The sequence below is a fragment of the Halopseudomonas sp. genome, from assembly GCF_038130085.1.
Classification (GTDB): Bacteria; Pseudomonadota; Gammaproteobacteria; order Pseudomonadales; family Pseudomonadaceae; genus Halopseudomonas.
Genome location: NZ_JAYPMU010000001.1, coordinates 195,923 through 218,240, shown reverse-complemented (window position 1 = coordinate 218,240; position 22,318 = coordinate 195,923). Strand labels below are relative to the sequence as shown.

The 22,318-nt window shown below is 61.7% G+C and carries 24 protein-coding genes; 15 read left to right on the top strand and 9 right to left on the bottom strand.

Annotated features, from left to right (window positions below):
* Window positions 1-157: 157 nt before the first annotated feature.
* Window positions 158-988 carry a methyltransferase domain-containing protein gene (locus AAFM31_RS01025; protein ID WP_341706033.1) on the top strand — a complete coding sequence of 277 codons (831 nt, stop codon included), beginning with the start codon at window positions 158-160 and terminating at the stop codon, window positions 986-988.
* On the opposite strand, the gene AAFM31_RS01020 is transcribed toward AAFM31_RS01025, so the two are convergent.
* Genes AAFM31_RS01020 through AAFM31_RS01010 form a run of 3 tightly spaced genes read right to left on the bottom strand, consistent with a single transcriptional unit; the run spans window position 963 to window position 2,222 of the window.
* On the bottom strand, window positions 963-1,451 hold the full coding sequence (locus AAFM31_RS01020; protein ID WP_341706032.1) for a SprT family zinc-dependent metalloprotease: 489 nt from the start codon (window positions 1,449-1,451) through the stop codon (window positions 963-965). The two genes, AAFM31_RS01025 and AAFM31_RS01020, sit on opposite strands and share 26 nt — an antisense overlap.
* Window positions 1,452-1,455: 4 nt before the next feature.
* Window positions 1,456-1,923 (bottom strand): NAD(P)H-dependent oxidoreductase, encoded by a 468-nt coding sequence (locus tag AAFM31_RS01015; protein ID WP_341706031.1) that lies wholly within the window; start codon window positions 1,921-1,923, stop codon window positions 1,456-1,458.
* 5 nt (window positions 1,924-1,928) lie between these two features.
* A complete protein-coding gene (locus AAFM31_RS01010; RefSeq protein ID WP_341706030.1) occupies window positions 1,929-2,222 on the bottom strand; it encodes a hypothetical protein in 294 nt (97 codons plus the stop codon).
* Between the two features lie 221 nt (window positions 2,223-2,443).
* Here AAFM31_RS01010 and AAFM31_RS01005 point away from each other — a divergent pair, with 221 nt between their 5' ends.
* Window positions 2,444-3,778 carry an MFS transporter gene (locus AAFM31_RS01005; protein ID WP_341706029.1) on the top strand — a complete coding sequence of 445 codons (1,335 nt, stop codon included), beginning with the start codon at window positions 2,444-2,446 and terminating at the stop codon, window positions 3,776-3,778.
* Window positions 3,756-6,032 carry a glucosylglycerol-phosphate synthase gene (gene ggpS / locus AAFM31_RS01000; RefSeq protein WP_341706028.1) on the top strand — a complete coding sequence of 759 codons (2,277 nt, stop codon included), beginning with the start codon at window positions 3,756-3,758 and terminating at the stop codon, window positions 6,030-6,032. The genes AAFM31_RS01005 and ggpS overlap by 23 nt, the downstream gene beginning before the upstream one ends.
* A gap of 51 nt (window positions 6,033-6,083) precedes the next feature.
* Here the strand turns inward: ggpS and AAFM31_RS00995 are convergent, their stop codons facing one another.
* Window positions 6,084-7,940 (bottom strand): choice-of-anchor I family protein, encoded by a 1,857-nt coding sequence (locus tag AAFM31_RS00995; protein WP_341706027.1) that lies wholly within the window; start codon window positions 7,938-7,940, stop codon window positions 6,084-6,086.
* 134 nt (window positions 7,941-8,074) lie between these two features.
* Here AAFM31_RS00995 and AAFM31_RS00990 point away from each other — a divergent pair, with 134 nt between their 5' ends.
* The 7 genes from AAFM31_RS00990 to AAFM31_RS00960 all read left to right on the top strand — a co-directional run bounded on the left by AAFM31_RS00990 (window position 8,075) and on the right by AAFM31_RS00960 (window position 12,609).
* Window positions 8,075-8,686, top strand: a complete 612-nt coding sequence (locus tag AAFM31_RS00990) for a DNA-J related domain-containing protein (RefSeq protein ID WP_341706026.1) — start codon at window positions 8,075-8,077, stop codon at window positions 8,684-8,686.
* 142 nt (window positions 8,687-8,828) lie between these two features.
* A complete protein-coding gene (locus AAFM31_RS00985; protein ID WP_341706025.1) occupies window positions 8,829-9,428 on the top strand; it encodes a Yip1 family protein in 600 nt (199 codons plus the stop codon).
* Window positions 9,429-9,547: 119 nt separating this feature from the next.
* Window positions 9,548-10,372, top strand: coding sequence for a tRNA 2-thiocytidine(32) synthetase TtcA (gene ttcA / locus AAFM31_RS00980; RefSeq protein ID WP_341706024.1), 825 nt, complete (start codon window positions 9,548-9,550; stop codon window positions 10,370-10,372).
* A gap of 15 nt (window positions 10,373-10,387) precedes the next feature.
* The gene (locus AAFM31_RS00975) at window positions 10,388-11,059 is read left to right on the top strand and encodes a DNA-3-methyladenine glycosylase I (RefSeq protein ID WP_341706023.1); all 672 of its coding nucleotides are present in this window, start codon (window positions 10,388-10,390) and stop codon (window positions 11,057-11,059) included.
* Window positions 11,060-11,167: 108 nt separating this feature from the next.
* Complete coding sequence (locus AAFM31_RS00970; protein WP_341706022.1) at window positions 11,168-11,680, top strand: C40 family peptidase; 513 nt, start codon at window positions 11,168-11,170, stop codon at window positions 11,678-11,680.
* 90 nt (window positions 11,681-11,770) lie between these two features.
* On the top strand, window positions 11,771-12,382 hold the full coding sequence (locus tag AAFM31_RS00965; protein ID WP_341706021.1) for a hypothetical protein: 612 nt from the start codon (window positions 11,771-11,773) through the stop codon (window positions 12,380-12,382).
* Window positions 12,382-12,609, top strand: a complete 228-nt coding sequence (locus tag AAFM31_RS00960) for a cysteine-rich CWC family protein (RefSeq protein ID WP_341706020.1) — start codon at window positions 12,382-12,384, stop codon at window positions 12,607-12,609. Before AAFM31_RS00965 ends, AAFM31_RS00960 begins: the two co-directional genes overlap by 1 nt.
* On the opposite strand, the gene AAFM31_RS00955 is transcribed toward AAFM31_RS00960, so the two are convergent.
* Together AAFM31_RS00955 and AAFM31_RS00950 are read right to left on the bottom strand one after the other, a co-directional pair.
* Window positions 12,584-13,261 carry a class I SAM-dependent methyltransferase gene (locus AAFM31_RS00955; protein ID WP_341706019.1) on the bottom strand — a complete coding sequence of 226 codons (678 nt, stop codon included), beginning with the start codon at window positions 13,259-13,261 and terminating at the stop codon, window positions 12,584-12,586. The genes AAFM31_RS00960 and AAFM31_RS00955 overlap by 26 nt on opposite strands.
* Window positions 13,258-14,337: a patatin-like phospholipase family protein gene (locus AAFM31_RS00950; protein ID WP_341706018.1), complete on the bottom strand. Its 1,080-nt coding sequence runs from the start codon at window positions 14,335-14,337 to the stop codon at window positions 13,258-13,260. Before AAFM31_RS00950 ends, AAFM31_RS00955 begins: the two co-directional genes overlap by 4 nt.
* A 98-nt stretch (window positions 14,338-14,435) precedes the next feature.
* On the opposite strand from AAFM31_RS00950, the gene AAFM31_RS00945 reads away from it, so the two are divergent.
* Genes AAFM31_RS00945 through AAFM31_RS00930 form a run of 4 tightly spaced genes read left to right on the top strand, consistent with a single transcriptional unit; the run spans window position 14,436 to window position 17,029 of the window.
* Window positions 14,436-14,747: a PepSY domain-containing protein gene (locus AAFM31_RS00945; protein WP_341706017.1), complete on the top strand. Its 312-nt coding sequence runs from the start codon at window positions 14,436-14,438 to the stop codon at window positions 14,745-14,747.
* Window positions 14,704-15,048, top strand: coding sequence for a PepSY domain-containing protein (locus AAFM31_RS00940; protein ID WP_371832999.1), 345 nt, complete (start codon window positions 14,704-14,706; stop codon window positions 15,046-15,048). The genes AAFM31_RS00945 and AAFM31_RS00940 overlap by 44 nt, the downstream gene beginning before the upstream one ends.
* The gene (locus tag AAFM31_RS00935) at window positions 15,048-15,719 is read left to right on the top strand and encodes a response regulator transcription factor (protein WP_341706015.1); all 672 of its coding nucleotides are present in this window, start codon (window positions 15,048-15,050) and stop codon (window positions 15,717-15,719) included. The genes AAFM31_RS00940 and AAFM31_RS00935 overlap by 1 nt, the downstream gene beginning before the upstream one ends.
* The gene (locus AAFM31_RS00930; RefSeq protein ID WP_341706014.1) at window positions 15,716-17,029 is read left to right on the top strand and encodes a sensor histidine kinase; all 1,314 of its coding nucleotides are present in this window, start codon (window positions 15,716-15,718) and stop codon (window positions 17,027-17,029) included. Before AAFM31_RS00935 ends, AAFM31_RS00930 begins: the two co-directional genes overlap by 4 nt.
* A gap of 1 nt (window position 17,030) precedes the next feature.
* Here the strand turns inward: AAFM31_RS00930 and AAFM31_RS00925 are convergent, their stop codons facing one another.
* Window positions 17,031-18,194, bottom strand: coding sequence for an EAL domain-containing protein (locus tag AAFM31_RS00925; protein WP_341706013.1), 1,164 nt, complete (start codon window positions 18,192-18,194; stop codon window positions 17,031-17,033).
* A gap of 397 nt (window positions 18,195-18,591) precedes the next feature.
* Between AAFM31_RS00925 and AAFM31_RS00920 the strand changes: the two genes are divergently transcribed.
* Window positions 18,592-19,800, top strand: a complete 1,209-nt coding sequence (locus AAFM31_RS00920; RefSeq protein WP_341706012.1) for an ammonium transporter — start codon at window positions 18,592-18,594, stop codon at window positions 19,798-19,800.
* A gap of 75 nt (window positions 19,801-19,875) precedes the next feature.
* Here the strand turns inward: AAFM31_RS00920 and fabI are convergent, their stop codons facing one another.
* Together fabI and AAFM31_RS00910 are read right to left on the bottom strand one after the other, a co-directional pair.
* Window positions 19,876-20,670 carry an enoyl-ACP reductase FabI gene (fabI, locus tag AAFM31_RS00915; protein WP_341706011.1) on the bottom strand — a complete coding sequence of 265 codons (795 nt, stop codon included), beginning with the start codon at window positions 20,668-20,670 and terminating at the stop codon, window positions 19,876-19,878.
* A 13-nt stretch (window positions 20,671-20,683) separates the two neighbouring features.
* On the bottom strand, window positions 20,684-22,318 hold the full coding sequence (locus tag AAFM31_RS00910; RefSeq protein ID WP_341706010.1) for an ABC transporter ATP-binding protein: 1,635 nt from the start codon (window positions 22,316-22,318) through the stop codon (window positions 20,684-20,686).

The window sequence follows — 22,318 nt, the reverse complement described above, 5'->3', positions numbered from 1 at the left end:
TTGATTCTAGGCGCTGTGCGACTGCGTACTCAACGCGTCGGGCGTGCGGCCGGGAAAAATACCGGATCGGGCGCCAAAACTGGTACTGTGCGCGCCGACTATAGTGTCACCAGCTGCGGTGATCGGTGCATAGAGGGGCAGAGTAAACAGGATGGGGATGGCGGACAGTATCAGGCGCGTGTGCCAATGGCTCGGTAATCTGCTGCCCGGTGAGCGCGAGCGCGAGCTGGAAGCGCTGCGTGATGACTTCGGTCTGATTCGTGTTACCGAGCTGGGCGAGCTGCGCTACCTGTTCTTCGGCGAGCAGACCGAACAGAGCTGCGGGTTGATCGGCGATCCGACTTGGCTGGAATACGACTACACCCGCGCCATGCTGCTGGCCGGTTACTGGCTGGAAGATATCGATCGGGTGCTGGCGCTGGGCCTGGGCGGCGGCTCGCTGGTCAGCGCGGTGCTGACCCACCTTCAGCCCAGACAGGTCACCGCTGTTGAGCTGCGCTCGGGTGTGGTCGAGGTGGCACGGCGCTGGTTTGGGTTGCCGGACGATCCGCGGCTTGAGGTGCTGATTGATAGCGCCGAGAACGTCGTCCCTCGGGAACAGGCGAGTGCTGATCTGGTGCTTCTGGATCTGTACATGGAGGGCGGCATTACCGCGCTGCAGCTGCGCATGGACTTTCTCGAACAATGTCACCGTGCGCTGCGTCCGGGCGGGCTGATGGTGGTCAACCAGTGGCAGCTCGGGCACACCGGGCAACCCTACGCGGCTGAGCGGTTGCAGAAGCTGTTTGGCGATCGCTACCTGCAGGTCGAAGTCGAAGAGGGCAATATCATCCTGTTTATCCCCCAAGCCGGCGAGTTGGCGCTGGATCAGGATGCGATGCGCCGCTGGGCAGACAGCCTGGAACCGCAGCTCGGTTACAGCCTGCGCCCCTATGTGGAAGTGCTGCGTAGAGCCGAAGACGCTATCCCTGCTGACGACTGCCCGTGAAGTGCAACTGGCTGCCGCAGCGGCGACACAGGTAGCGCGAACCGCGGGCAACCCGCGCGTGACGCTGGGCAGTAAACGGCATTGGGTCCGGGCAGGCGCAGCGGTACAGATAGCGAGTGACGCGGCGGGTAGGAACCGAGTAGTTGTGGCAGCGGTTGGCCGGCAGTCCAAACAGACCGGTCATCAGCCCCTGCCATTCGCGGCCGTGCGGGCGAATACGATGCCCATACAGTTGATGGGCAATCAGGTGCGCGACTTCGTGGGCCACGGTGTGCTGCAGGAAGTGCTCCTGGTTTTCGCGGTACATGCGGCCGTTAAAGCGCAGCAGGTTGCGATCCAGATAGGCGACGCCCGCGCGCTGGCCCCGCAGATCCAGCTCAATGTCCGGGCGTGGAAAACGGCGGCGAAAATGCTGCTCAGCCAATCGGTAGCATTCGTCGGTACGGGCAATCAGACGGTCCATCGACTCAGAACACCCCGTTGTCGAGGCCGGCCGCCAGATACAGGCCCAGTTCTTCTACCTGTTGCTCAAACGCGTCCTGCCAGTCGCCGCGCAGGGTCAGCGGTTCCTGCACCCAGTTCCAGCGCAGGCCGGTGACAATCGACTCGATGGCACGGCGAGTGCCGGTTCCGTCCATCCCGGCGCGAATGTACAGCGCGCATGGCAGGCCCTGTTTTTCTTCCAACACCGGGTAGTAGCAACGGTCGAAGAAGTCCTTCAGCGCGCCGCTCATGTAGCCGAGATTTTCCGTCGTGCCGAGCAGAATCGCATCGGCCGCCAGCACGTCAGCGGGTTGCGCCTCGAGTGGCGGCACCCAGCGCACGTCGACCTGCTCGATATCCGCGTGACTGGCGCCGCGCACCGCAGCGTCGGCCAGGCGCCGGGTATTCGGCGAGGGGGCGTGGGCGACGATCAACAACTGCTTGCGGCTCATGTTGCTCAACCTTGCCGGCTGTTCCACAGGCGCGAGACAGCACGGTTGGTACCCAACCAGGCGATCAGCAGTCCGAGCAGACCGATTAAGCCGAATACGGCGACCGGCAGCATGAAGAACGGATCGCTGCCGGAGGGCAGCAGCACCGCCAGGCCGATGGCGATCGTCAGGAACAGCGTGCACATGATGACCAGAATCAGGCGGCTCTTGGGCGCGTAGTGAAAGGGCGCGTCACCCGTTTCCAGCGGTGCGAGCAGTGGGGAGCACAGTTTGCGAGCGTGATCTTTGAGTGTAGCCATGTAGGAATCTGAGTCTCAGCGGGGAAGCATTTTGCGAGTGTACCCCGATGGCCCGAGCGCGCAAACCGGCGCGTGTTGGCTGGAGCGCGATGCTGGCCATCCCGGGCTGATTGGAGTAGGGTGTTTACAGCTGAATATAAATATCCGCGAGTCGAAAAGACTCCTATTTGCACCCACATACCCTGCCTGGAACCGATCCACCGTTTGGGAGACGCGGCTCCATGATCAGGCTTTTGTTGCCCATCGCGGCACTGCTCTGCGGCATTGCGTTGCTGCTGCTGGGCACCGGACTGCTCAATACCCTGCTGGCTTTGCGGGGCAGCGCCGAGCAGTTCAGTGATCAGACCCTGGGCCTGCTTGGCTCGGCCTACTTTGCGGGTTTTATTCTCGGCACCTGGCTGTGTCCGCGGCTGATTCGGCGCATGGGGCATGTGCGCGCCTTCACCTTTCTCGCCGCCGCTGAAGCGGCCTGCGTGCTGATTCACCTGCTCTGGATTCAACCGGGTTTGTGGCTGCTGCTGCGGGTGATTACCGGCGTGGCGCTGGTGGGTATCTACACGGTCATCGAAAGTTGGCTCAACACTCAGGCACCACCGGAACGGCGGGGCCAGGTGTTCGCCTGCTACATGGCGGTGAACCTCGGCGCGCTGGCGCTGGCGCAGCAGATGCTCAACTGGGATAGCCCGTTGACCTTCACCCTGTTTGCGGTGGCCGCGACCTTTATCGTGCTGGCGGTCATGCCTGTATCGGCAACCCGCCTCTCGCAACCGGTGATTCAGGACACGCCACCGCTGTCGATGCAGCGCCTTTGGCAGGCGGCCCCCGTGGCCTGCGCTGGCGCGGTGCTGTCGGGGCTCGGCATGGGTGGCTTCTGGGGGCTGGGCGCGGTTTACGCTGCACGGATGGAGATGGATACCGCGCAGATTGCCGGATTCGTCTCGTTGGTCATTCTTGCCGGGGCGCTGGCCCAGTGGCCGATGGGGCGGCTGTCCGACAGCATCGACCGGCGCCGGGCGCTGGCGATCATCGCCGGTGTGGCGGCGATGGGCGGGGTGCTGATGGCGCTACTCGGGCCGTTCGGCTTGTGGCTGCTGGTCGGTGCGGCGATCTTTGGCGCCGGGTCGTTTTCGGTGTACCCGGCGGTGGTCGCTCATCTGATCGATCATTTACACCAGGAAGATATTCTTTCAGGCAATGCGGCGCTGCTGATGCTGCACGGCCTTGGCGCGGCTGTTGGTCCGGCGCTGGCGGGTGCCCTGATGGGCATCACGGCTGCCCAGGCGCTGCCCCTGTTTTTTGCCCTGATGTTCTCGCTGATTGCCGCCTATGCCCTGCGCCAGCTGCGCCTGGGTGGTGACCGCATTGTCGATGGCGCAGCGCATCAGGTGCCTATGGTGCGGACCTCCACGGCCGTGCTGGAAATGATGCTGGAAGAGGCCAGCGGGCAAGACGTACCAAACAGCAACACCGATGACGCGGACGGTCAGGAGGTCGTTCGCGCTGAACCCGAGCAGCAAAACGGAGATGACGCCCATGATGTTGGCAACCGACCTTGATGGAACCTTTCTGGCAGGCGACCCGGACAACCGGCAGCGCCTGTATCAACTGATCAACGCGCACCCTGGCATCACGCTGGTGTTCGTGACCGGACGGGGGTTGGAGGTAGTGGTGCCATTGCTGTCTGATCCGGCCATTCCGCGGCCGGACTACATCATCTGTGATGTTGGCGCGACTGTGGTGGATGGCGAAACCCTGCAGCCGGTATATCCGGTGCAGAGCGAGATAGAGCAACGCTGGCCGGGCGAGCAGGTGGTCGCGCAGCGCATGGCGGGGTTTGCGGGGCTGGAGCGTCAGGAAGTCCCTCAGCAGCGGCGCTGTTCCTGGTTCTGTGAGCCGGGTGCGGTGACCGAGCGGGTGCACAAGGCGGCGGATGAGCTGGGCTGCGACCTGCTGTTTTCCGCAGGCATGTACCTCGACTGCCTGCCGCGCGGGGTCAACAAGGGCAGTACCCTGCGGCGGTTGGTCGAGCACCTGGGCGAATCGATGGAGCGGGTGCTGGTGGCTGGCGACACCTTGAATGATCTGTCGATGTACGAGCAAGGGTTCATGGGTGTGTGCGTCGGCGAGTCGGAGCAGGGGCTGCTGGAGGCGACTGCAGATCGCGCCAAGGTGCTGCATGCGCGCCTCAGTGGCTGCGGCGGGATATTGGAAGCGGTCTCGCACTTTGGCTTCCTCGGCCCGCTGGGGGTGGATTCGGAGCTGCGCGACCTGGAAATCAAGGGCAAGGCGGATCTGGTAATGGTCTACCACCGCCTGCCCTACGAGGAAGTGATTGAAGACGGTAAGCTGGTCCGCCGGCCGCCGACGTCGCCCAACGGCATTCTGCCGACGCTGCTGAGCTTTTTCGGTGGCGACCAGCAGGGCTCGTGGGTGGCCTGGTCGATCCACGATCCGCGCCAGCGCGAAGCTTTTGAAGTGCATACCAAGGTGGATGCCGAGCGCTACCCGAATCTGGTGGCTGCGCGGGTTGCGCTCAGCAAGAACGATGTGGATGTGTTCTACAAGCGCTTCTCCAAGGAAGCCTTCTGGCCAACCCTGCATACCTTTTGGGAGCGGGCGGTATTCCGCGAAGAAGACTGGGCGGTGTTCCTCAAGGTCAATCGGTTGTTTGCTGAACGCACAGCCGCTGAAGCAGCGGAGGGCGCGGTGGTCTGGTTGCACGATTACAACCTGTGGATGGTGCCAGCGTTTCTGCGGCCGTTGCGGCCGGACCTGAACATTGCCTTTTTCCACCACACCTATTTCCCCTCGGCAGACGTGTTCAACGTGCTGCCGTGGCGGCGCGAGATCATCGGCAGTTTGCTGCAGTGCGACTACATCGGTTTTCACATCCCGCGTCAGGCGGAAAACTTTGTCGACGTGGCGCGCGGCGTCGCGCCGTTGGAAGTGCTGGAAGAGAAGGGCTGCGCCCCGCGTTATTTGACCTACGGCTGTGCGGTGGGACTGGATCGCATGACCAGTTGCATCAGCGTCCATGGTCGGGAGATCGGCTTGGGGGCGCATCCGGTCGGGCTGGACCTGGATCGGGTCAAGCGGGTGATAGACACCGACAGCTGTCAGCAGCAGATTGCCGAGCTGCGTGAACAGCTGCGCGGGGTGCGGGTCGTGCTCTCGGTCGAGCGGCTGGACTACACCAAGGGCACCTACGCCAAGCTGTTGGCCTTCGAGGCGCTGCTGGACGCGCATCCAGAGCTGATTGGCAAGGTCACGCTGATCACCATCTGCGTGCCCGCGGCGCGCGAGATGACGGTGTACGACGAGCTGATCAGCCAGATCGAACAGGCGGTCGGGCGCATCAATGGCCGTTTCTCCAAGGTTGGCTGGACGCCGGTGCAGTTCTTCTACCGCGCGGTGCCGTTCGAGGATCTGGTGGCCTATTACCTGATGGCTGATGTGATGTGGATTACGCCGCTGCGCGATGGTCTGAATCTGGTAGCCAAGGAATACGTCGCTACCCAGGGGCTGTGTCAGGGCAGCGGGGTGCTGGTGCTGTCGGAGTTTGCCGGCGCGGCTGCCGAGCTGCACGGGGCATTGCTGACTAACCCGCATGACCCGCACGATCTGCGTGACACCCTCTATATCGGCCTGACGCTGGGTAAAGCGGAGCGGCTGGCGCGGCTGCGCGAGCTGTTTGGCGTGGTGCAGTACAACGATATTCGCCGTTGGGGCGATGAGTTTCTGCAGGCGGTGCGCCAGCGGCGCGAGGACATGCAGGCGCTGGAGATTGAAGAAGTAGAAGAGGTTGCCTGAGGTGGGGCTTGCCGACCGGTAACCCGGTCGGCAAGTGTCAGCAGGCGCTGATCAGTTCAGGGTCTGATTGATCTGATAGACCGCGGTGGTGCCGCTGACCTCGTTACCGATGACCAGCAGGGCTTCGCCGTTCGGTGAGTCTTCAGCGGAGATGAACACCAGACCTTCCGGACCCAGATCGCCGACCGTTGTCAGTACGGTGGACGGATCTTCGGTGGTCCAGTCTTCGCGGGTGTTCAGGTAGTCAACCAGAAACGGTGCGCTTGGGTCGGTGATATCCCAGGCCATCACGCCGCCAATACGCTCCAGACCAATGAACGCAAAGGTCTTGTTGCCCAGTTTGCCCACGGTGACACCTTCCGGCTCTGGGCCTTTGTTGTCGCTGCGGTTGTCGAAGGTGTTGCCTTCGTCGTGGGTCGCGTTGAAGTAGTCGGTGCAGGGAATAGTGCGCTCGGCACCGAGCATGCACGCATCGCTGGCGAAGTACTGCTCGATCTTGTCGGCGGAGTCCCAGACCAGATGGCCATCGGCATCGCGGATCGAGAACGAACGCGCGCCGTAGGCGTAGAGGTTGTCGTACATCAGGCGGTCGCCGGCGACGTTCTCGTTGCCCGCCGCATCAAACAGCACCGGATCGCCGTTCACATCTTTGCGGTAGCCGTCGGTCCAGGCCACGGTCAGGCGGCCGAGGTTGTCATCAGCACGGCAGTCGCCCGGATCAGCGGCGGTTGCACCGCAATAGGCGAAGGTGGTCGGGTTGAGCAGGGCACCGGCAGCCAGTTCGCGCAGTTGCGGCGCCAGGTCGTCACCAGCGCGACGGTCAAAGCCGCTGGTGTGAACCAGGTGCTTGACGCGGAACTCTTCGACGAAGCCCTTGCTGGCATCGCCGTTCCAGTAGTCGGCGTTGTCTTCACCCCAGGCGCGTGCGTCACCCTCGTTGGCGGTGACCAGCAGCGTCTCACCATCGACTTCATAGGCGGCGATGCTGTCGGGTTGGTACATGCCGAGGACACCAGCCCAGGTCAGGATATTGATGGCGTCGTCGGAGTCGCTCGCGTCCAGACCGTTGCCGGCAGCGCCGTGGTTCTTGTAGCCGAGCGGCAGGATATCGGTCACGGTGGCGCTGGCGATATCGACTTTGGCCAGGGCATTGTTTTCCTGCAGTGATACCCAGGCCGTGCTGCTGTCGCTGGAGATGGCGATGTACTCGGGCTCCAGATCCTGGGCGACGCTGGCACCAGGCCCGAAGATGCGCACGCCGGCGCTGCGCAGGGCATCGGCTTCGGTGTTGAAGGCGCTGAAGTCAGCGGTGCGAACCTGAACAAGCTCGTCGTCAGTGATGCTCAGAATGCTGATTGAACCTTCGGGGTCGACACTGTAATCGTCATTCGGCTCGCCCTCGTTGGCGGTCAGAATGTACTGGCCGTCCGGGGTGAAGGTAACCATGTCAGGCTGGGCGCCGACCGGTTCATAGCCGAGCATATCCAGGGTGGTGGCGTCGAACAGCGCGACCCAGCCGGTGTCGGTCTTGGTTGGTGCTTCTACGGCGACCGCCAGATAGCCGCCCTTGTAAGCGATGCTGTTGACCACCGCGCCTTCGGTGATGGCTTCGACCGTCAGTTCCTGCAGCAGGGTCGGCTGGACCGGGTCGGCGGCGTCGAGCACGTCGACCGCGCCTTTCTGCGCATTAACGATGAAGATGCGCTGATTGACCGGATCGAAGGCCGGGATCTCAGCGGCGCTGGCGCCGAAGATGTTGGCGCTGTAGCGGCCGAGGTAGCTCAGGGTGATGGTTTCCGGGGTAACCACCGCGGGAGCGTCGTTGTTGTCATCACTGCTGCTGCTCTTGCAGCCGGCCAGCGTAGCCAGCAGGGCGGCGCTGGTTGCGGCCATCATCCATTTGTTCATCGTCAACTGCCTGTTATTGGTTTCAAGGAAGGTGACATTGATACGTCCCTGCGATGACAGGCAGTTGTCGCTCTGGTGGCAAAGTGATGACAGTGCGTGACGGCGCGTAAACGTTGCTCTGTTACACTCGGCCGATGATTGAATTGCAACCCGACATGCTGCTGCCGGCTGGCTTTGACGAGGCCCTGCAGAAACTGCTGCAGGTGAATCCGCAAGGTCTTGGTGAATACGCGCTGTTGCGGGCCTTGGCTGAGCGCTTTCCTGAGTCGTTGTTTGCCGAGCCGCAGGCAATGCGTGACCCGTTAACGCTGTTTCGCCTGCACTTTCTGCTGTTTCACCAGCTCTACCGACTGGCCGACCAGGTTGGGCGGCAGGGGCTGACGCTGAACATTCATGCGTTGAAAATCCAGCTTGTGCCACGCATCCCGGGAACGGAGGCGTTGCAGGTGGATGACCCGCTACGGCGCTATTACCTCGACTGGGATCACTGGCGCGACACCAATCGGGACGACGTTGAGCGACTGATCGACAGCTTCTGGCGGGGCCGCGCCAGCGTTTCCGAACCTGAGGTCAGCGCCGCGCTGGCCGTGCTGGAGCTGGAAGAGGGCGCCGACGCGGCGGCGTGTCGACGCCAGTACCGTCGCCTGCTGAGCCAGCATCATCCGGACCGCGGCGGCAGTACCGCCCGCGCGCAGGAGATCAATCAGGCGATGCTAATTCTGCAACGCTATTACGGCAAAAGCTGAAGTCGCCAATCTCTCTAAGCAAACCTGCTTACTTCAAATCCTTTTTGGCTATAGTGAATTCAGGGCTCGGGGGAACCCCCGCGTCCGCCCTCTCCGGCGGCGGATGTCGCGCGGAGGCGAATAATAATTAGGAGGTCAGACCATGATCCATCACGTACTGGGGCTGTTCACTCATCCCGACGAGGAGTGGAAGGAAATCAAGGGCGAGGACGAAAGCATCGGCCACATGTATCTCACCCATGTGCTCGTGCTCGCCGCCATTCCGGTCGTCTCTGCCTATATCGGCACCACCCAGGTGGGCTGGACGATAGGCACGCAGGACGCCGTCAAGCTGACGCAGGCCAGTGCTCTGCAGATGACGGTATTGTCCTACCTTGCGATGCTGGCTGGCGTTGCCGTGATGGGCGCCTTCATTCACTGGATGGCGCGAACCTACGACGCCAATCCGACTTTCAATGACTGTGTCATCTTCGCTGCGTATACCGCTACCCCGCTGTTTGTTGCCGGCCTCGCTGCGCTCTATCCAAGTTTGTGGCTGGGCATGCTGGTAGGGACCGCGGCGATTTCCTACACGGTGTATTTGCTCTATCAGGGCATCCCGATCTTCATGGATATCCCCAGCGATGAAGGTTTTCTGTTCTCAAGCTCCGTACTCGCCGTTGGCCTCGTGGTGCTGGTCGCCATGATCGCTACCTCGGTGATCTTCTGGGGCTTCGGCGTAGGACCTGTCTACCTGCGTTAACTTCTCCGGCCTGCCTGAGCCAGCAACAACCCCCGTCAGTCCTGCTGTCGGGGGTTGTTGTTTTTATGTACAGCAGATTTCAGTAGAATGCGCGTTTTTGCCGAGCCGGTACCCCGTCCATGAGCCACCTGAGCGTCAACCAGAACAAACTGCAGAAACGTCTGCGTCGCCTGACTGCCGAAGCAGTAACCGATTACAACATGATCGAAGAGGGCGACAAGGTGATGGTCTGCCTGTCCGGTGGCAAGGACAGCTACACCATGCTCGACATGCTGCTGTACCTGCAGAAGGTCGCACCGATCAAGTTCGAACTGGTCGCGGTCAACATGGACCAGAAGCAACCGGGCTTCCCGGAAGAGGTACTGCCGGCCTATCTGGACAGCATCGGTGTGCCGTATCACATCCTTGAGCGCGACACCTATTCGATCGTCAAGGAGAAGATTCCGGAGGGCAAGACCACCTGCTCTCTGTGCTCGCGTCTGCGTCGGGGCAACCTGTACACCTTTGCCGATGAGATCGGTGCGACCAAGATGGCGCTTGGGCACCACCGCGACGACATCGTCGAGACCTTCTTCCTGAACATGTTCTTCGGCGGCAATCTCAAGGCCATGCCGCCCAAGCTGCGCTCTGATGACGGCCGTAACGTGGTGATTCGTCCGCTGTCGTATTGCAACGAAGCGGATATCGAGTCCTACGCCACCCTGCAGAACTTTCCGATCATCCCGTGCAACCTGTGTGGCTCGCAGGAAAACCTGCAGCGCAAGGTGGTCAAGGACATGCTGCAAGGTTGGGAAAAGGCCAACCCGGGGCGGGTCGAGAATATCTTCCGTGCGTTGAAAAACGTGCAGCCCTCGCAACTGGCCGACACAGCGCTGTTCGATTTTGCCAGCCTGCGTATCGATGAGCAGGCCGCCTCCCGCGTGCTGAACGTAATGAACCTCTGATCTCGGGATTAGCCGATGCAGGATTACCGCTGGTTGCACGAGTATTGCCTCAACCGCTTTGGTTCTGCCGAGGCGTTGGAAGCCCGCCTGCCACAGCCGAAGGCTGCCGAGCAGCTGCGCGTGATCAGCGATGACCGCTATCTGTCGCTGATCGCCCTGCGGGTGTTTCGTGCCGGTCTCAAGCACAGTCTGGTAGACGCCAAGTGGCCGGCCTTTGAAGAGGTGTTCTTCGGCTTTGATCCGGAGAAAGTGGTACTGATGAGCGCCGAGCACCTGGAACGACTGATGAGCGACACCCGCATCATCCGTCACCTGGGCAAGCTGCGCAGCGTGCCACGCAATGCCCAACTGGTCCTCGATCTGCGCGCCGAGTATGGCTCGGTAGGCAATCTGATCGCCGACTGGCCAAGCGAAGACATCGTGGGCCTCTGGCGGCTGCTGGCCAAACGCGGTGCGCAGTTGGGCGGTCAGTCTGCACCGCGGCTGTTGCGCATGGTGGGCAAGGATACCTGGGTTGCGACTGACGATGTTGTTGCCGCGCTCAAGGCCCAGGGCATCATCGACAAGGCTCCGACCAGTCAGCGTGATCAGGCCGCGGCGCAGGCGGCGTTCAACCAGTGGCAGTCTGAAAGCGGCCGACCGCTGTGCCAGCTATCGACCATGCTGGCGCTCACGGTAAATCACTGAATCCTCATAAAAGCTGCTCGCTTGGCGCACGAAGTTAAAGTAAATTCTTGACCTCGCGCCAGTCACGGTGCATTTTTTGATCAGAACCCCTGCGCTGGAGGTGGCCGGATGCGGCTCACTGGACTGCTGACATTGCTGATTGTTGCCTTGCTGGCAGGGTGCTCCAGCGCACCCAAGGCACCCGTAGGTGTCAACCTTCCCCGTCCCGCAGAGTCGCTGCCCGACAGCGATGAAGTGACCCGCAATGATGTGGTCTTTCAGGCGTTCAGTCTGGTCGGTACCCCTTATCGCTGGGGCGGCACATCACCTTCGACCGGTTTTGACTGCAGTGGTCTGATCCAGTACGTCTACCGCGAGGCCGCGGGTGTAAGTCTGCCGCGCACCACCTCTGACCTCTACAACATGAAGGTATCCAGGCCGCCAGAGAGCGCGCTGGCACCGGGTGATCTGGTGCTGTTTGCGATGAACGGCGGACGCGTCAACCACGCAGGCATCTACATTGGGGAAGGGCGTTTTCTGCATGCGCCCAGTACCGGTGGTGTGGTGCGTGTTGATGAGCTGGAATCGTCCTTCTGGCAACGCAGCTTCAAGGGCGCGCGGCGGGTGATTGGCAGTCGCTGAGCCGGCTGTTCCTGCTTCACCTCCAGACTGTTCCGCCCGCCCGAAAGTCCGCGACCACGGCCCCCCTAATCTAAGGAACAGGAGTCAGGGATGATCAAACGTTTTTGCTGGATAGTGGTTCTGCTGTCGCTGAGCGCCGCTTCCCACGCCCAGATGTTTGCTGGTTGGGATGCATTTTGTGGCATTCGGGTCATTGGGGTCCCAAATCCGCAGATCGCGTCTGCAGCGATGGATTCCTCTGGACCGGTGATCTATGCCGATCCGGGCGTTATGGCTAACTGGACGATGTCCAGAGTTTTCACGCTGGCGCACGAGTGTGGCCACCACCGCAAGGGCCACGTTACACCGCAGGGAATGTGGTTTCGCAATCAGCAGTTCTGGGCGACCCGGGCGCAGGAACTGGAGGCCGACTGCTGGGCGGCTGAAGCGCTGTCGCAGACGCGCGACTACGCAGACCTCAAACGCACCATTCACCAGTTCGCCAGTCAGGGGCCGCTCATGCAGGGCAACTATCCGTCCGGGCTGGAGCGCGCGCAGACCATTGCCCGCTGTGCAGGTGTGCCCTTCGATTTCAGTCCGTATCTGCCAGCCAGCGCCTGCGCGACGCCGACGGGGAGTTGCCATCTGACTGCGCCGCTGCCACGCAATGCAGCGTGTTTCTGCCCGAGCCCGCGCGGGCCGGTCAATGGCGTAACACGCTGATGGACGGCGACACGACCCTGAATGCAAGCGCTTGCCCGTTCTGCGGAGGCAGCAACGCCTGCGCGGCCGATAGCGGCGCTTGCTGGTGTTTTTCTCTCGAGGTGCCTGAGGCGCTGCTAGCACTCGTGCCTCCAGCGCAGCGCAATCGGGCATGCATTTGTCAGGCTTGCATTCGCGCCTTCCAGGCGGACCCTAAGGCCTTTACTGCGCGCCGCAGTCTGCGCTGAGCAGCGGTTTGCGCAGCAGCGCGACGTCAGCACCGATCAATTCCAGTTCTGCCTGCCACTGCGCGGCCAGCCAGCGGAAACTTTGCTCGCTAAAAAAGCTGATATGGGTCGGGTCGCTCTTGTAATGCCAGGTTCTGAAGGCCTCGGGGCTGGTTACCCGCTTGGTCATCAGGCCGAGCCAGCCGCCGGGCTTCAGGCACTGCCACAGGTGCTCAAGCACCTCGCGCGGAGCGACCAGATGCTCGACGACCTCGGTCGCGGTGATGAAGTCCCACTGCTGCGCCAACGCCTCGGGGTTGGGGTGGTAGTAGAGGTCGTGCAGGGCAACCTGATGGCCGTGCTCGCGCAGCATCATGGCCAACGCCGGGCCGGGGCCGCAGCCGAAATCAAGGCCGCTGCTGGCGGCTGGAAGACGCTCAAGCAGTGGCGCTGCCAGGCGTGAGAGAAAGCGTCGATAGCCCGGATCATCCGGGTGGTTTTCGTGACGGTCGTACTCGGCCTTTTCCTGCTCGGCGGTCAGTTGCCAGTGCGCAGGCACATGCACCATCAGGCACTGCTCGCACTGCCAGTAACTGCGCTTGCGGTCATCCTGCAGCCAGTGCGCCGGCGCAGCGCACAGCGGGCAGGGCAGTGCCTCGTGTGGTTCGCTCACAGCGGTTTGATGCGGTCGATCAGGCGACCGGAGTCGGCCAGCTCCAGAAACTCGTCGCCCATGCGCTGGCTCTCGCTCATCGCCTTGCGCCAGTATTTCTCGCGGCCGTCGTTGTCGTAGACGTAGCGGTTGAAGTCCTTGCGGTCCGGCAGCTTGCGGTGTGGCAGGCGCTCCAGATATTCGGGCGACGGCGCGAGCAGCAGCACGTCGCGCAGCTGTTCGGCATTGTGCTTGCGCCAGGGAATGGTCTTGTCGAACCAGCCGGGCACCACGCGATCAATGAAGTGCGGGTAGAGAATCACGCCGGGGGCGGTGTAGGGCAGATCGAGGTGGTAGTCGAGCAGGCCGCCGTCACGGTAGACGCCGGGCGCGGCACCTGGAATGTCGCGTACCGCTTCCATGACCATCGGGATCGAGCCGGACGCCAGCAGCGCCGAGCGCAAATTCTGCGGCGTCAGCTCGACGTGGGCACTGGTGAAGTCGCGTAGCTCTTCCAGGTCTGGTAATTGCCGGGGGTCGTGCAGGATCACGCGCTCGAAGAAGCGGCCGAGGTGGCGTCGGCCCAGCAGGTTGGCGCCAATCACGCCGCCGAGCCCGAGCGCAAGGCGGGCGCGAGAATCATGCCGCAGTAACCCGAGGCTCTTCACCACAACGATGTTGAGGCGATAGTAGGGATTGTTGAGGATGGCCTCGAACTGGCCCTGCAGCAGCGCGTCGATCATCTCGCCGCAGGCGGCGCTGATGGTCTGAATGGTCACGCCCTTGGGAAAACGCATCGAGGTATACAGTTCGCCGAGCTGACGCAGGGTATGTACCGGATCAGGCATGCAGGCACTGGCGAAGCGCCAGCTGCCGATGGAGGCGCCGATCAGGCTGCGTGGCTGCGGCGCTCTGGGCAGCCATTCGCCGAATAGCGCCAGGTCCAGGCCCTGAATGCCCAGTGCCTTGGGGCCGCCAGCAGCGCCCGGAATCATGTGCACGTCGGCCGGTTGCAGGCCGTTGGCACGGATATGCTCGATGGCGCGGTGGCCTGCTCGCAGCGTCAATGCCGGAGCGCGAACCTGGATAGCTGTCATGTGATACGGAGTCCCTGAGAATGCGCGACCGATTTTAAGGTTGGTTTCAGCTCAATGCCATAGCCTGAAACTGTCTCAACGCAACGGAGGAAACCAACATGTACAAACACCTGATCGCACTGTCCTGTTCTGCAATCCTGGCTTTGGGCAGCTCTGCGCTGCTGGCCGACGACGATGTGCGTATGGATGAAGTCGACACACTGGTGGAACAGGGTACCATTCAAAACCTGCAAAGCCTGAACGAAAAGGCGTTGTCGGTACAGCCGGGTACCATCACTGACACCGATCTGGACAAGCACTATGGCCGTTATGTCTACGAAGTCGAAATCCGCGATGCCGAGGGGCAGGAGTGGGATGTTGATCTGGATGCGTCCACGGCTGACGTCCTTGAGCATCGACGCGACGACTGATCGTCTACGGGCTCGCCTGTTGCTGGGAGTGCTCTTGCTGTTGCCGGCGCTTGCCGTTGCACGGGACCTCAACCATGACGAGGCGCTGACATTGACTGAACAGGGGCGCATTGCGCCCCTGCAGCAGTTCATCGATGACGCGTTGAGTCGTTACCCGGGACGCTTTCTGGAAGCTGAGCTGGAACTCGATGACGGGCGCTATATCTATGAACTGGAGGTGGTGACCGGGGATCATCGGGTTATGGAGCTGGAGTACGATGCGGTCAGCGGCGAACTGCTGGACGTGGAAGAGGACGACTGATGCGGCTGCTGCTGGTAGAAGACAATGTCGCCTTGGCCGACAGCCTCTGCGCGGTGCTGAAACGCGCTGGCTACGCGGTGGACTGGCGTACCGACGGTCGCGATGCTGCGCTGTTGGGTGAGCAGGAACCCTACGACCTGGCGATTCTCGATCTGGGCCTGCCGGGCATGGATGGATTGGCCGTTCTGCAGCAATGGCGTGCTGGCGGCAGCACTCTGCCGGTGCTGATCCTGACCGCACGCAGCCGCTGGACCGAGCGCGTCGAAGGACTGCAGGCCGGCGCCGACGATTATCTGACCAAACCCTTTCACAACGAAGAGCTGTTGCTGCGCGTGCAGGCCCTGCTGCGTCGTGCCCACGGCCAGGTGCCGCAGGCATTGCTCAGCGCAGCCGGGATGCAGCTCGACGAAGCCCATCAACAGGTGCGCTGGGGCGACGCCGAGCCAGTTAGCCTTTCGGCCAGCGAGTTCAAGCTGCTGCGCTGTTTTATGCTCAATCCGGGCAAGGTGCTGTCCAAGACCCGGCTTGCCGAGCACCTGTACGACTACGAGGATGAGCGTGACTCGAACGTCATCGAAGTGTTGATCAATCACCTGCGCCGCAAGCTCGGGCGTGAGGTTATTGAAACCCGGCGCGGGCAGGGCTACGTGCTGGTGGGGCGGGCGGCGTGAGGTCGATCAGTCGGCGTCTGGCAGCCACGCTGGTGCCGCTGCTGCTGTGCAGTGTGCTGTTAATTGTGCAGGGTAGCGTCTGGCTGTACGACCGTGCCCAGCGCAACTACCTGACCCTGTTGCTGCAGCGCGAGACTGACAGTCTGTTGGCCGCGCTGACGGTCGGGCCGGACGGTCTCTATCTGGACTTGGATAAGGTCGACCCGGACTACGCCAGGCCCTATTCCGGGCGCTATTTCGTCGTGCAGGGGCGCGAGAAGTGGCGCTCCCGTTCACTCTGGGATCATCGGCTGCCGCTCCCCGGCGATGGCTTGCAAAGCGGACTGCTGGCTGGGCCACAGGGGCAGGAGTTGCTGGTTTGGTCCGGCGACTATCGCAAGGCTGGCGAGTTGGTAACCATCAGTGTTGCCCTGGACTACCGGCCGTTGCTCAGCGAGTTCCGGCTGGCCAGTTGGTGGATCAGCGCTCTGGCGGTTCTGGTGGTGCTGCTGGCGGTGCTGGTGCAGCAGTGGTTGTTACGCCGTTCGTTGCTGCCGCTGCGCCGGTTGCAGCAGGAGCTGGCGGAGTGGCGCAGCGGCGAGCGTTTGCAATTGAGTGAGCAGGTGCCTGACGAACTGCAACCGCTGGCGGTGGAGATCAACCGCCTGGGAAGGCAAATTGAAGAGCTGCTGCAGCGGGCGCGCAATAGTGCAGGGGATCTCGGCCATGCACTGAAAACCCCGTTGGCAGTGGTTGAGAGCCGCCTGGACAGTTTGGCAGGGCAGCTCTCAGCAGCGGATTACCGGGAGCTGCAGGGCCAGCTGCAGAGTATGCGCAATCAGCTGGAGCGTAGCCTGCAGCGTGCTCGACTGGCACCGGATCAGGCGCGTGGAGCGCGCTTTGATCCGGGAGCAGACCTGCCTGCGCTGGTGCAGACCCTTGCCAGCCTCTATCCGAAGGCGCCAAAGATCACCCTTAACGGCCGCTCGGATTCCGCGTGGCCGTTTGATCGTGAGGACATGCTTGAGCTGCTCGGAAACTTGCTGGATAACGCCTGCAAGTGGGCGGCATCGCAGATACGACTCAGCTGGCTGCTGGATGCCGATCAGCTGCAGCTTGAGGTGGCGGACGATGGTCCCGGTATTGCGCCAACTGAGCGAGCTAGGGTGCTGGGACGCGGCACGCGTTTGGATCAGCAGGCGCCGGGACACGGCCTGGGTCTGGCAATCGTCGGTGATCTGGTTGCTGCCTATGGCGGCAAGCTGGCATTGCAGCAGGCTCCCGAGGGTGGCCTGCTGGTGCTTGTTAGTCTGCCGCGGGAGCGGCGCTGAGTCAGAGGAAGGAGGCGTCGATATCGACCAGCAGCAGGTGGCGGCTGTCGTCGATGAACAGGCCTGAGGTCATGCAGTACTGGTTGGTTGTCGCGTCGCGATAGCGGTTGGAGAGGATCACCCGGCTGTCTTCCCCGGCCTCGGCCAGGATCTGATAGAAATACGGCCGCCAGGACCAGTTGTGGTCCAGATAGCGGGCGTCGGTATGCCAGGCATCGCCATGCCAGTCGAAGTTGGGTGAGATCTGAGTGCCTTCTGCATCGCACAGGAAGCAGCGCAGCAGCCAGGGATAGTCGCGCGGGTTGGGCAGGTGGGCTGGTTGGGCGCCACGGCTGAGCCAGACACGCAGTTCAGCGAACAGCTCGGCGAGCGAGCGGCGCAGGTGGGCCAGCTTCTCTCGTTCGGCCAGTTTGGCGTGCACATAATGGTCACGCATGGTTGAAAATTGCTTCTGCACGGCGTCGCTCGGCAGGAAGTTCTCCTCCGGTCGGCCGAACAGGTAACCCTGAACATAGCGGGCGCCGCACTCCAGAGCGAAGTGCAGTTCCTGTTCGGTTTCCACCCCTTCAGCAATGATCCAGCAACCACTCTTTTCTGCCATCAGGGCAAGGGCGCGTACGAAGTCGCCGCTGTTACTGTTGCCGGCGGCAGCCTGACGGAACAGCTGGATGTCCAGCTTGAGGATATCCGGCTCCAACGCCAGCACCCGATCAAGCATGGAGTATCCCGCACCAAAATCGTCGATGGCGATGCGGATGCCGGCGGCGCGGTAACGCTGCACCACATCACGCAGCTGCTCAATGCTGCCTTGCAGCTCGGTGATCTCAAACACGATCTGGTCAGTTGGCAGTCCCAGCTCTTCCAACAGTTGCAGGCTGGGTAGCGGCTTGCCTGGTTGCAGCTGGCTGACCCAGGCAGGCGAAATATTCAGACTGATAAAGCCTTCGGGCGTGTCGCGAAAGCGCTCAAGCGCCTGACGCCGAATGCTGCGGTCAAGCTCCAGCAGGTCGGCCTGGGAAACGTTGGGATCAGTAAACAGCGGGCCAGCACTGCTGATATTGCCCTCATCGTCGCGCAGGCGGGCGAGCGCTTCGTAACCGGCAATGCGACCGGTGGCGGTGTCGATCAGGGGTTGGAAGTAGGGCAGTGGCTGTCCTGTAAACACGTCTTTCTCCGGGTTCGGAACATCGGGCGCTGATGGTATGCAAGATTATAGCCAAGCAGCTTGAAAGCGACGGCTGGCGGCTGGTTTTCCGGCAAATCGCTGTCACTGGACTGTCATCGTACGCTTTCGGTGCATGATTCTGCGCTTTTGGTATGACGATTGCACTATCGCGGTGAGCTACGCCGTTTCTGTTGCATCAATATGGTGCCGACTTTTGCGGTTGATAGTCGAGATTGGCGTACAACTATTTGAAAAACAAAAATTAATTCAGATTTCTTGGCGTGGTTGCTCAATCGCAAGTGTTTTGCCGGATCGCTCTGGATGCACTGGAATGGTTCGTCACTGATTGGTGCGCACACAACGAGTGCATTTTTCTGATTTGATAGAGGCTGCTTGAATGGAAAACCTTAACAGCGCTGTGGAAACGCTGGTTCACAGTGCAAACACCCTGTTTATCCTTGCCGGTGCGGTCATGGTTTTGGCCATGCACGCCGGCTTTGCATTCCTTGAAGTTGGTACGGTTCGCCAGAAGAACCAGGTTAACGCGCTGTCGAAGATCATCAGTGATTTCGCGGTTTCGTGTCTGGCCTATTTCTTCGTAGGCTATTGGATTGCTTACGGCGTTACCTTCTTCACCGATGCGGCAACCCTGTCGCAAAACAACGGTTATGCATTGGTCAAATTCTTCTTCCTGATGACCTTTGCTGCGGCCATTCCTGCGATCATCTCCGGTGGTATTGCCGAACGCGCCAAGTTTGCACCGCAATTGTGCGCATCGGTATTGATCGTAGGACTGGTTTACCCGTTCTTCGAAGGCGTCATCTGGAACGGCAATTACGGTTTTCAGGCGTGGCTTGAGGCCCAGTTTGGCGCTGCCTTCCACGACTTTGCCGGGTCGGTTGTCGTGCACGCCGTTGGCGGCTGGATTGCGCTGGGTGCGGTGCTGCTGCTGGGTGCGCGCAACGGGCGCTATCGTGGCGGTAATGTCGTCGCCATGCCGCCGTCGAACATTCCGTTCCTTGCGCTGGGCGCGTGGATCCTGACTATCGGCTGGTTTGGCTTCAACGTGATGTCGGCACAGACGCTGGACGGCATCAGCGGTCTGGTGGCAGTCAACTCGCTGATGGCAATGGTCGGCGGTACGCTGGTGGCGCTGCTGGTTGGTCGTGCTGACCCCGGCTTTATTCACAACGGCCCGCTGGCTGGCCTGGTGGCTGTGTGTGCCGGTTCCGATCTGATGCACCCGCTGGGAGCGCTGGCAACCGGTGCGGTCGCTGGTGGTCTGTTTGTCTGGACCTTCATCCTGACTCAGAATCGCTTCAAGATTGATGACGTGCTGGGTGTCTGGCCGCTGCACGGTTTGTGCGGTGTTTGGGGCGGTTTGGCCGCGGGTATCTTCGGTGCTGAAGCGCTGGGTGGCCTGGGCGGCGTCAGCTTTATGTCCCAGTTGATCGGCACCCTGAGCGGCGTGGTCGTGGCGTTGGTTGGTGGTCTGCTGGTCTACGGCGTCATCAAGGCTGTTGCCGGCCTGCGCTTGAGTGAAGAAGAGGAGTACCAGGGCGCTGACCTGGCTATCCACAAAATTGGCGCGACCTCGGACGACTGAGTGCGACGGCAATAAAAAAACCGGGCCAAGGCCCGGTTTTTTTGTGCCCGTGATTCGGGCTGAGGCAGCCGCCGCTTACTCTTCCAGGCCACCCATGGCGGTGATGTTGAAACCACCGTCAACGTAGGTGATTTCACCGGACATGCCGGAGGCCAGGTCGGAGCAGAGGAAGGCGCCGACGTTGCCGACTTCTTCGATGGTGACGTTGCGACGCAGCGGGGTTTGCGCAGCGTTGTGAGCCAGCATCTTGCGGAAGCTCTTGATACCGGAAGCGGCCAGGGTGCGGATCGGGCCGGCAGAAATGGCGTTAACGCGGGTGCCTTCCGGGCCCAGGCTGGTGGCCAGATAGCGAACACCGGCTTCCAGGCTGGCCTTGGCCATGCCCATGACGTTGTAGTTCGGCATGGTGCGCTCTGCGCCCAGATAAGACAGGGTCAGCAGGCTACCGTTGCGGCCTTTCATCATTTCACGACCGGCCTTGGCCAGGGCCACGAAGCTGTAGGCGCTGATGTCGTGGGCAATGCGGAAACCTTCGCGGGTGGTGACTTCAGCGAAGTTGCCATCCAGCTGGTCGCCGGGGGCGAAACCAACGGAGTGGACGATGCAGTCCAGGCCGTCCCACTTCTTGGCCAGCTCGACGAATACCTGCTCGATTTCGGCATCATTTGCCACGTCGCAGGGGAAGCACAGCTCTGGGCCGGAGCCCCAGCCGGCAGCGAATTCTTCAACCCGGCCTTTCAGCTTTTCGTTCTGATAGGTGAAGGCCAGTTCGGCGCCCTCGCGGTGCATGGCCGCGGCGATGCCGGAGGCAATGGACAGTTTGCTGGCGACGCCAACGATGAGTACGCGCTTTCCGCTGAGAAATCCCATAGTACTTTCCTGTTTAGTGCATGGCCGTATCGGCCCTGTTATCGGTTTGCGGCAGGGCAAAGGCCGCTTCCAGCAGCTGACGAGTATAGTCATGCTGCGGGGAAGCAAAGATTTCGCCTGCCGGTCCCTGTTCGACTACTTCGCCCTGGCGGATCACCATCAACTGATGGCTGAGAACCTTGACCACTGCCAGGTCGTGACTGATAAACAAATACGTCAAATTGTACTTTTGCTGCAGACTGCGCAGCAGTTCCACCACCTGGCCCTGCACGGTGCGATCCAGTGCCGACGTCGGTTCGTCCAGCAGGATCAGCTTGGGCTTGAGCACCAGTGCCCGGGCAATCGAGATCCGCTGTCGCTGGCCGCCGGAGAATTCGTGCGGGTAGCGATGGCGGGTCTCCGGATCCAGGCCGACTTCCTCCAGCGCCTGAATCACCATCTGTTCGCGCTCTGCCTCAGTGCCGATGCGGTGGATCTCCAGCCCCTCGCTGATGATCTGGCCCACCGACATGCGGGGGCTCAGGCTGCCATACGGGTCCTGAAAGACCACCTGAAACTCTCTGCGCAGCGGTCGAACCTGCTGCTGGCTGAGACCATCCAGCCGAGTGCCATCGCACTCGATCAGGCCCTGGCTGTCGATCAGCCTGAGCATCGCCATGCCTAGCGTGGTCTTGCCCGAGCCGCTTTCACCGACGATCCCCAAGGTCTGCCCGCGGGGCAGGCTGAAGCTGATGTCGGTGACTGCCTTGACGTGATCCACAGTGCGGCGCAGCACGCCCTTTTTGATCGGGAACCACACCCGCAATTGCTCGGCGCGGAGAATCTCCGGTGCCTTTGGGTCGATCTCGACCGGCTCGCCGCTGGGGTCAGCCGCGAGCAGCTGACGGGTATATTCATGCTGCGGCGAGCTGAACAAAGTAGCGCAATCGTTTTCTTCGACGACGTTACCGCGGTACATGACACATACCCGGTGGGCAATTTTACGCACCAGATTCAGGTCGTGGCTGATCAGCAGCAGCGCCATGCCCAGTTTCTGCTGCAATTCGCGCAGTAGTTCAAGGATCTTCAGCTGGACGGTGACGTCCAGTGCGGTGGTTGGTTCGTCGGCGATCAGCAGTTCCGGCTCATTGGCCAGGGCCATGGCGATCATCACCCGCTGGCGTTGGCCCCCAGACAGCTCGTGCGGATAGGCGCCGAGACGCTTGCGCGGCTCCGGGATGCCTACCAGGTCGAGCAGCTCCAGCGTGCGCTCGCGCGCCTGCGCCTTGTTCAGACCCTTGTGCAGGGCCAGTACCTCGCCGATCTGCCGCTCGACCGTGTGCAGCGGGTTGAGCGAACTCATCGGTTCCTGAAAGATCATCGAGATACGGTTGCCGCGCACCTTGCGCAGCGTGTTCTCGTTGGCCTGGAGCAGATCCTGGCCGCCGAACTCGATGCTCCCGCTTGGATGGGATGCGGTCGGGTAGGGCAGCAGGCGCAGGATGGAGTGAGCGGTCACTGACTTGCCCGAGCCGCTCTCGCCGACCAGTGCCAGGGTTTGCCCTGGGCGGATGTCGAAGCTGACGTCCTTGACCGCCAGCATCTGATCAGAGCCCTGACGGAAGGCGACACTGAGATTGCGGATACTGATTAACGGTTGTTCGCTCAT